The organism is Pseudomonas sp. S3(2024), from assembly GCF_036861315.1.
GTDB lineage: Bacteria > Pseudomonadota > Gammaproteobacteria > Pseudomonadales > Pseudomonadaceae > Aquipseudomonas > Aquipseudomonas putida_A.
The window spans coordinates 236146-245702 of sequence record NZ_JAZAQQ010000007.1 but is presented as its reverse complement, the minus strand read 5'-3'; the positions used below and the strand labels follow the sequence as shown (position 1 = coordinate 245702).

Genomic DNA, 9557 nt, shown 5'->3' with positions numbered 1-9557 from the left:
CCTCTTGTCAACCCCCCCCCCTCCCCCCCCCCCCCTCCCCACTCCTACAATGGGGACTTTGGTGGGTCAGAAGGATTTGCTCAGGCTGGCGACCACCGTTGCGGTGCACACATCCTTGAATCCCCAGTTGCTCAGGCACTGGCTCTGCGACAGATCGGTATCGATATAGCTCAGGCCCAACACCACCCCGGCCAGGTTGTGCGTCAGCTTGACCTCCCACTCCCGATAACTGTCCTCGCCATGCCCGGACGCCGAGTACAGGTGCGGGTCCTTGAAGTCCATGTTGCCGTAACGCAGTTTCAACCCGGAATCGAACGGCAGCCCGGTTTCATAACCGACATAGGTGTAGAGCGAGCTCTGCTTGCTGTCGATCCCCGGCGCATCGCTGGAGTAATACGCCGCCAGCTTCACCCCGTAGATACCGAGAATCCCGTAGACCTCGCTCTGGTTGAACTGGCTTTCCTTGGGGTAGGCGTACTTGAGGTAACCCAGATCGAGGCTGACATCCTCGGTGGCCTGCCACAGCCAGCCGGCGTAGTAATCGACTTCCTGCCGGGTTTTCAGGCCACCGCCGAAATCGACGTTGGAGCTCCAGGCACCCACGTACAGGCCGCTGCTGTGGGCCAGGGTCAGACCGGCCTGCACGGCCGGGTCATTTTGGGTTTGCGAGATGCCGCGGGTGCGGTAGTCGCTGGCCAGGGTCAGGTCGACCAGCAAGGCGAAATCGTCGTTCAGGGGGATCGCGTAGCTGCTGAGGGGCAGCAAACTGGAAAAACCGAGGGCGAACAGGGGCAAGGCTTTCATGTGAAGTCCCGATGTTGTGATTGTTTTAGGGGCTGGACGCGAAACCTGTAGGAGTGAGCCTGCTCGCGATGACGGTATGTCATTCAACAATGAAGCCGGCTGACACACCGTCATCGCGAGCAGGCTCACTCCTACAAGGGAAAGGCAGTGTTGTTATTGGCTGGCGGTGTAGACCTGGCGGCCAGCGAACCAGGTTTGCAGCACCTGGGTCTCATGCAGGGCTTTTTCGTCGACGCTGAACACGTCGCGATCGACGACGATGAAATCGGCCTGCTTGCCCGGCGTCAGCGAACCGATCTGCTGGTCGAGGCCAATCGTGCGCGCTGCGTTGGCGGTATAGGCGTAAAACATGCTTTCGCGGTCCAGACGCTCGTCGGCATTCAGCACCCCCAGCGGGCCGACGCGGGTGATGGCCTGGGCCATGGCGTTGAACGGGTTGGGCGACGACACCGGCCAGTCGCTGGCACCGGCAATCGTCGCGCCCTGTTTCAGCAGCGAGTGCGCCGGGTATTGATAACGGAAGGCGAGGGCGCTGACGTAGGGCTTGATCATGTCGGTGGTGTAGTCATCGGCACTGGCCCACAGCAATTGCATCGAGGCGATCACGTTCAGCGGCTTGAAGCGGGCGAACTCTTTCGGATTGACCATCTGCAGGTGCGTGATCGAGTGAGTGATGCCGCTCTGCCGATCCTTGCGCGCACGTTCGATGCCATTGAGTGATTCACGCACCGCACGGTCGCCGATGGCGTGGATGTGCACCAGCCAGCCGCGCTGGTCGATGGCGCTGACCAGCTCGCCGAAATGTTTTGGATCGATCAGCAGTTCGCCCTGTTTGTGCGAGTTGCTGTACGGGTCGATCATCGCCGCGCTCTGCGCCGGGTACTCGATCACGCCGTCGGCGAAGATCTTGACCCCGGGCAGGGTCAGGTTGGGGATGCCCTGAAACTGCTGGCGCACCTTATCCAGCGTGTCGAGGTCGGCGGGCAGGCTTTTCGGGTTGGCCACCAGCAGCGCTGCAACGTGCACGCTCATGCCGCCGCTTTCCGACAGCGCTTTGTAGGCTGGCAGCACGCCGACGGTTTTCTCGGTGGGTTTGAGGACGAAGACCGGTTCGCCCGGTGCGGCGTTGGCGGCGGGGTCCATCCACGCGGTGATGCCGAGGCTGTTGTTGAAGCGCACCGCGGATTTGGCCGCGGTGAGCATATCGGCCGGGCTCGGCACCGGCATTTTCGCGGCAACCCGGTCCCAGCCGGCATCGACCAGAAAGCCGTTGGGCTCGCCGTTGGCCAGTTTGCCGATGGTGTCTTTTTCCGCAGCGGGCAGGGTCTTGAGCAACGCCGCGTCGATGCCGGCGCGCTTGAGCATCACGTTGTTGGCCCACGCGGTGTGGTGATCGCTGCCGGTGAACACCACCGGCACGTCAGCCCACTCGCCGTGGTTGAAGGTCTTGCCCAGCGCTTCGGCCTGCGCCCAGTACGCTGAGCTCATGCCGGCAATGCTCAGCACATCGCCATGCCTGGCCTTGCCGTCGTCACGCCAGGCGCGCAGGCGTTTTTCCAGTTCGGCGAGGGCGACGACTTCGTCTTCCATGTTGGCCGAGACCATTTCCAAGCCACCGAAAATCGCGTGGGAATGGCTGTCGATCAAGCCTGGCATCAGCGTCTTACCGCCGAGATCGATCACCTGCGTGCCGGACTCGATCAAACTCTTGATCTGCGCGTCAGTGCCGACTTTCAGCACCTTGCCGTTTTCCACGGCCAGCGCCTGCACCTTTGGTTGCGAGCGGTCGGCGGTGAAAATCTTGCCGTTGACCAGTACCAGATCGGTGGCGGCCATGGCTTCCATCGAGGCAAAACTTACAGCGCTCACCAGCAGACTCGGGATGAATCTTTTCATTGAAGATTTCCTTGTTATTGCGTCTGATGGCCAGATTAGTGGCTGACACTGGCCGACAGAACGCCTCCCTCACGAAAAACGTTTTTGCCTGAATGGAAAAAGCATGGACAAGTTGGGTGCACTGAAAATGTTCGTGGTTACCGCGCAACTTGGCAGTTTCAGCCGCGCGGCCGAGCAACTGGGCAAGACACCTTCGGCCCTGACCAAAGCGGTCAATCATCTGGAGTCGGAACTTGGCGCGCGGCTGTTCGAACGCAGCACGCGGCGGATTCTGCTCACCGAAATCGGCCGGGTTTATCTGGAAACCGCGCGGCTGGTGTTGCAGCGACTGGAGGAGGCCAGCGAGGAAATCGAGCAGTTGCAGCACGGTCTGCGCGGCAGCCTGAAAATCACCGCACCGCTGGCGTACGGGCGAGCGTTTCTCGATCAGGTGTGTGACGGCTTTTTGCAGCAATACCCGCAGATCAGCCTGCAAGTGGATCTGTGCGACGCGTTCGTCAATCTGCTGGAAAGCGGCTATGACCTGGCCTTGCGCGAGGGCCATGACGACCTGCCGGGGCTGATCGCCCGGGTGGTCGGCAGCAATCGCCTGGCGTTGTGCGGAAGCCCGGACTATCTGGCGCGCAAGGGTTTGCCGGTGGATCCGCAAACCCTCGAACAGCATGATTGGCTGTTGTATCAGCACCCGTTGCTCAGTCGCGAGTTCTGGTGGGCCGAGCGCGACGGCCAGCGGCTGAGCCTGCCACAGCCGACGGCGCCGCGCTTGCGCAGCGACAACTATGATCTGCTACTGGCCAGCGCATTGGCCGGACGCGGTTTGCTGCACACGCCGCTGTGGAGCGCCGCGCCGTACATTGCCGACGGGCGTCTGGTGCGGGTCATGGCTGACTATGAAATCGACCCTGACACCTTCGGCCCGCACATTCTCGCGGTGTACCCCAGCCATCGACGGGCCACGGCTAAAGTGGTGGCGTTCATCGATTACATCTCGGCATTTCTGGCCGAGCGCGGATTGAACTGACTGGCGGTCATTGCCAGCAAAAAGGCGGAAGAGTACAAATGTACTCCATGACCAATCTGACTCCCCGCCGTACCGCCATCCTGACCTTTATCCGCGAACGCATCGCCGAACACGGTCAGCCCCCAAGCCTCGCTGAAATCAGCGAGGCTTTTGGTTTTGCCTCGCGCAGCGTGGCGCGCAAGCATGTGCTGGCGCTCACCGAAGCCGGGTTTATCGAGGTCAATCCGCACCAGGCCCGGGGCATTCGCCTGCTCGGGCAACCCGCGCGGCCGGAGCTGCTGGACATTCCGGTGCTCGGCCGGGTGGCTGCCGGTGCACCGATCGGCGCCGATGCCGACATCCATAACCGCTTGATGCTTGATCCCGCGCTGTTCTCCCGTGCGCCCGACTACATGTTGCGGGTGCAGGGCGACTCGATGATCGAGGACGGCATTCTCGACGGTGATCTGGTGGGAGTGAAGCGCAATCCCGAGGCGCTCAACGGCCAGATCGTGGTGGCGCGCCTCGATGGTGAGGTGACAATCAAACGCTTCGAGCGTGTCGGCGCTACGGTGCGCCTGCTGCCGCGTAACCCGGCGTACCAGCCGATTGTCGTGCGCGATGATCAGGACCTGGCCATCGAAGGGGTGTTCTGCGGTCTGGTGAGGCAAGGCTGATGGGCGCCGTCGTTGCACTCGATACGCTGTTCAATGGCGGCCAGGTCTGGAAGGGCCGGCCTGCGCCACCGGCGGCCAGCCCGCAACCCACCGGGCATGCCGCGCTGGATGCGGCACTGCCCAGCGGTGGCTGGCCGGAAGCGGCGCTGAGCGAAATCCTCCTGGCCGGCCCCGGGGTTGGCGAGTTGCAACTGGTGTGGCCGACGCTGGCGCGGATGTCGGCGGCGGGCGAGCGCATCGTGCTGGTGGCGCCACCGTTCGTGCCGTACCCGCAGGCGTGGGCGAACGCCGGGGTCGATCTGCGCCAGTTGTCGGTGATTCAGGCCAGCGAACGCGATGCCTTGTGGGCGGCGGAGCAATGCCTGCGTTCGGGTAGTTGCGGCGCGGTGCTGTGCTGGCCGCACAAGGCCGATGACCGTGCGTTGCGGCGTTTGCAGGTGGCGGCGGAAACCGGCCAGACCCTGGCGTTTGCCTGGCGCCCGCTGAGCGAGGCGATCAACCCGTCGCCGGCCGCGTTGCGTATTGCCATCGACGCCAGACCGGCCCAGTTGCGCGTGCTCAAGTGCCGTGGCGGACTGGCGCGCACCGCGCCGATTGCCTTTGCTGTCGGGCACTGAGGTCGTCATGCGCTGGGTGTGTATTCTGTTCCCGCAATTGGCCCTCGACGCCGTGCTGCGTCAGCGTGCCGATCCCGATGAGCCGTTGGTGCTGCTCAGTGGCCCGGCCCAGCGCCGGGTGCTGCAAGCGGTGAATGCAGCGGCGCGCCAGCTCGGCTTGCGCGCCGGCCAGTCGATGACCGCCGCGCAGGCCCTAAGCAAAGGCTTTGCCACCGCCGATTACGACCTCACCGAGGTCGAGCACTGGCAGCAGTTTCTCGCCGCGTGGGCCTATCGTTTCAGCGCGCAGGTCAGCGTGCATTATCCGCGTACCGTGGTGTTCGAGATCGAGTCGAGCCTGGGCCTGTTCGGCTCCTGGGCGCAGTTCGAAGCGCGGCTGCGCAAGGAGCTGACCGAGCTGGGTTTCCGCCATCGCATCGTCGCCGCACCGAATCCGGTGGCGGCGCGGGTGCTGGCCAACGCCTACGACGGTCTGGTGGTACCTGACGGTGAGGCCCTGCAGCATCACCTCGGAAAGTTGCCCGTCGACCGTGTCGGGCTGGAGCCGCAGGTCGCCACCGCGCTGACGCGCATGGGTCTGCGCAACCTGAACCAGCTGCAGAGCCTGCCGCGTCAGGCCCTGGCCCGGCGCTTCGAGGCGTCGATGCTCAAGCATCTCGACACGTTGTTTGGCGCGCGTCCGCTGGCCTTGGCGTTCTATCTGCCGCCGGATCGTTTCGATGTGCGCATCGAACTGAATTTCGACGTGCAATCCCATCAGGCGCTGCTGTTTCCGTTACGCCGCTTGACCGCTGACCTGTCGGCATTCCTCTGCGGACGTGACAGCGGCGTGCAGCGTTTCGACCTGCATCTGGAGCACGCCGGGCTGCCGGACACGCTGATCAAGGTCGGCCTGCTCAGCGCCGAGCGCGATCCGGCGATGCTCTTCGAACTGGCCCGCGGGCGACTGGAGCAAGTCCAGGTCGAGGCCCCGGTGCGCGGCTTTCGCCTGCGTGCCGAAGACCTGCCGAGTTTCGTCCCGCAGTTTCAGGAACTGTTCGATGACCGTCCGCAACAGACCTTGCCTTGGGAGCAATTGCGCGAACGTCTGCGTGCACGGCTCGGCGATGACGCGGTGCAGGGCCTGCGCTTTCAGGCCGACCACCGACCGGAATGTGCGTGGCAGAACGGCGTCGACAAGCAGCGTTGCAGCGGTTTGCCGAGCGTGCAGCGTCCGGGTTGGCTGCTCGGCGAACCGCAGAGCGTGGCCGAAGGTTCGGCGCGGATTCTCATGGGCCCGGAGCGCATCGAATCCGGCTGGTGGGACGGAGACGATGTGCGCCGCGATTACTACCTGATCCAGAACCGCGCCGGTCAGCAGGGCTGGGCCTATCGAGCCGTGGGCGAGGGCGGGCCGTTGTGGCTGCAAGGCTGGTTTGCATGAACCACGGCTATGCCGAGCTGCACTGCCTGTCGAACTTCAGTTTCCAGCGCGGTGCCTCCAGTGCCCTTGAGCTGTTTCAGCGGGCGAAAAAACACGGTTATCAGGCGCTGGCGATCACCGACGAGTGCACCCTGGCTGGGATCGTCCGGGCCTGGCAAGCGGCGAAATCGGTAGAGCTGCCGCTGATCATCGGCAGCGAAATACGCATCGACAACGGCCCGAAACTGCTACTACTGGTGGAGAATCTTGCGGGCTATCAGGCCTTGTGCGGCTTGATCACTCAGGCCCGGCGGCGTACGCAGAAGGGCCAGTACCAGGTGCTGCGCGAGGATTTCAGCGAGCCGCTGCCGGGGTTGTTCACCGTGTGGGTGCCGGACAGCATCGATGACGTGGAGGAGGGCCGTTGGCTGAAACAGACCTTCGGCGAGCGTCTGTATCTGGCGGTGCAGCTACATCGCGGGCAGGACGATCAGCGGCGGCTGGCGGCACTGCTGAGTCTGGCCGAGCAACTGCAGATCGCCGCCGTGGCCAGCGGCGACGTGCACATGCACGCCCGTGGGCGGCGCGCCTTGCAGGACACCATGACCGCGATCCGCCATCATGTCCCGGTGGCCGAGGCCGGATTGCGCCTGCACCCCAACGGCGAGCGCCATCTACGCAGCCTCGAGGTGTTGCGTGAGCTTTATCCGCCGGCGTTGCTCGACGCCTCGGTGCAACTGGCGCGGCGCTGCACTTTCGAGCTGAGCGAGTTGCGCTATCAGTATCCGAAGGAGCTGGTGCCGCAGGGGCACACCGGCAGTTCCTGGTTGCGCCAACTGACCGAAGAAGGCATTGCCTGGCGCTGGCCAAAAGGGCCGCAGGCCAAAGTGCTCAAGCAAATCGACGATGAGCTGAAACTGATCGCCGAGCTCGGCTACGAAAGCTACTTCCTCACCGTGCACGACGTGGTGCGCTTTGCCCGCGATCAGCAGATTCTTTGTCAGGGCCGCGGTTCGGCGGCCAATTCGGCGGTGTGTTTTGCCTTGGGTATCACCGAGATCGACCCGGATCGCACCACGCTGCTGTTCGAGCGTTTCATGTCGAAAGAGCGCAACGAGCCGCCGGACATCGACGTCGACTTCGAGCACGAACGCCGCGAAGAAGTCCTGCAATACGTGTTTCGCCGTTATGGCCGGCGGCGGGCGGCGTTGACGGCGGTGGTCAGCACTTACCACGCTGCCGGTGCGGTGCGCGACGTAGCCAAGGCCCTTGGGCTACCGCCGGATCAGATCAATGCACTGGCCGATTGCTGCGGCCACTGGAGCGACGAAACACCGCCGCTGGCGCGCTTGCTCGAAGGCGGCTTCGACCCCGACAGCCCGGTGCTGCGTCGGGTGCTGAGCCTGACCGGGCAACTGATCGGCTTCCCCCGACACTTGTCGCAGCACCCCGGCGGCTTCGTGATTTCCGAACAGCCGTTGGACACGCTGGTGCCGGTGGAAAATGCCGCCATGGCCGAGCGCACGATCATTCAATGGGACAAGGACGATCTCGACGCGGTCGGGCTGCTCAAGGTCGACATCCTCGCCCTCGGCATGCTCAGTGCCATCCGTCGTTGCTTCGACTTGTTGCGTCGTCACCGGCATCTGGATCTGAGCCTGGCGACGATTCCAGACAAAGACAAAGCGACCTACGAGATGATCAGCCGCGCCGACACCATCGGTGTATTTCAGATCGAATCGCGGGCGCAGATGTCGATGTTGCCGCGCCTGAAACCGGCGAAGTTCTACGATCTGGTGATCGAGGTGGCGATCGTCCGCCCTGGGCCGATTCAGGGCGGGATGGTTCATCCGTACCTGCGCCGACGCAACAAGGAAGAGCCGACAACCTATCCCTCGCCGGAACTGGAAGTGGTGCTCAAACGCACCCTCGGCGTGCCGCTGTTTCAGGAACAGGTGATGCAGATCGCTATCGTTGCGGCCGACTACAGCCCCGGCGAGGCCGATCAGTTGCGTCGCTCGATGGCCGCGTGGAAACGCCATGGAGGCTTGGAGCCGCACAAGGCGCGACTGGCCGCCGGCATGAAGAAAAACGGCTACACCGAGGAATTCGCCGCGCAGATCTTCGAGCAGATCAAGGGCTTCGGCAGCTATGGCTTTCCCGAATCTCACGCTGCCAGTTTCGCCTTGTTGACCTACGCCAGTTGCTGGCTCAAGTGCCACGAACCGGCGGCGTTCGCCTGCGCGTTGATCAACAGCTGGCCGATGGGTTTCTACAGCCCGGATCAGATTCTGCAGGACGCGCGCCGGCATCAGTTGCAGATCCGTCCGGTGGACGTGCGCGCCAGCGACTGGGATTGCAGTCTGGAACCGATCAGCGGCGCGCAACCGGCGATTCGCATGGGCCTGCGGATGATCAAGGGCTTTCGCGAGGACGACGCCCGGCGCATCGAGGCGGCGCGGGCGCGCGGGGCGTTTGCCGATGTCGCCGATCTGGGCGAGCGGGCCGCGCTCGACAGTCGCGCCCAGGCATTATTGGCAGACTCCGGCGCGTTGCGTGGCATGGCCGGGCATCGGCACCGCGCGCGCTGGGAAGTGGCCGGGGTGCAGAAACAGCTGGGCCTGTTTGCCGGTTTGCCAAGTCAGGAAGAACCCGATGTGCTGCTACCCAAACCGAGTGTCGGCGAAGATCTGCAGGCCGATTACGCGACTATCGGCACCACGCTGGGGCCGCATCCGCTGGCGCTGCTGCGTGGCGAACTGAAGGCGCGGCGTTGCCGCAGCTCTCAGGAGTTGCTGGACGTCGAGCACGGCCGGCCGGTGAGCATCGCCGGGCTGGTCACCGGGCGTCAGCGGCCGGGCACCGCCAGCGGCGTGACCTTCGTCACCCTCGAAGACGAGTTCGGCAACGTCAATGTGGTGGTCTGGCGCGATCTGGCCGAGCGTCAGCGTCAGGTGCTGGTCGGCTCGCAATTGCTCAAGGTCGATGGCCGCTGGGAGCGGGAGGGCGAAGTGCGGCATTTGATCGCCGGGCGATTGAGCGATCTGACTCCGTTGCTCGATGGCATCCGCGTGCAGAGCCGCGACTTTCACTAAACCCCAGAACACCACATATCCCCCCCTGTGGGAGCGGGCTTGCTCGCGAAGACGGTGTGTCAGTTA

At 63.9% G+C, this 9557-nt stretch carries 7 protein-coding genes; 5 read left to right on the top strand and 2 right to left on the bottom strand.

All coding sequences use genetic code 11. From position 1 onward, the window contains the following. Positions 1-66: 66 nt before the first annotated feature. Positions 67-804 (bottom strand): TorF family putative porin, encoded by a 738-nt coding sequence (locus tag VLA07_RS19280; protein WP_333990569.1) that lies wholly within the window; start codon positions 802-804, stop codon positions 67-69. Positions 805-957: 153 nt separating this feature from the next. Continuing rightward, positions 958-2700, bottom strand: coding sequence for an amidohydrolase (locus tag VLA07_RS19275; protein ID WP_333990568.1), 1743 nt, complete (start codon positions 2698-2700; stop codon positions 958-960). 103 nt (positions 2701-2803) lie between these two features. On the opposite strand from VLA07_RS19275, the gene VLA07_RS19270 reads away from it, so the two are divergent. The 5 genes from VLA07_RS19270 to VLA07_RS19250 are packed head-to-tail and all read left to right on the top strand — an operon-like array spanning position 2804 to position 9491. Further along, entirely contained in the window at positions 2804-3721 is a 918-nt protein-coding gene (locus tag VLA07_RS19270) for a LysR family transcriptional regulator (RefSeq protein ID WP_333990566.1), read from the top strand. A gap of 38 nt (positions 3722-3759) precedes the next feature. Further along, positions 3760-4377 (top strand): transcriptional repressor LexA, encoded by a 618-nt coding sequence (lexA, locus tag VLA07_RS19265; RefSeq protein WP_134786550.1) that lies wholly within the window; start codon positions 3760-3762, stop codon positions 4375-4377. Then, the gene (gene imuA / locus VLA07_RS19260) at positions 4377-4994 is read left to right on the top strand and encodes a translesion DNA synthesis-associated protein ImuA (protein WP_097087240.1); all 618 of its coding nucleotides are present in this window, start codon (positions 4377-4379) and stop codon (positions 4992-4994) included. The genes lexA and imuA overlap by 1 nt, the downstream gene beginning before the upstream one ends. A 7-nt stretch (positions 4995-5001) precedes the next feature. Continuing rightward, entirely contained in the window at positions 5002-6417 is a 1416-nt protein-coding gene (locus VLA07_RS19255) for a Y-family DNA polymerase (RefSeq protein ID WP_333990562.1), read from the top strand. Further along, entirely contained in the window at positions 6393-9491 is a 3099-nt protein-coding gene (locus tag VLA07_RS19250; RefSeq protein WP_333990560.1) for an error-prone DNA polymerase, read from the top strand. The genes VLA07_RS19255 and VLA07_RS19250 overlap by 25 nt, the downstream gene beginning before the upstream one ends. The last annotated feature ends 66 nt before the right edge of the window (positions 9492-9557 follow it).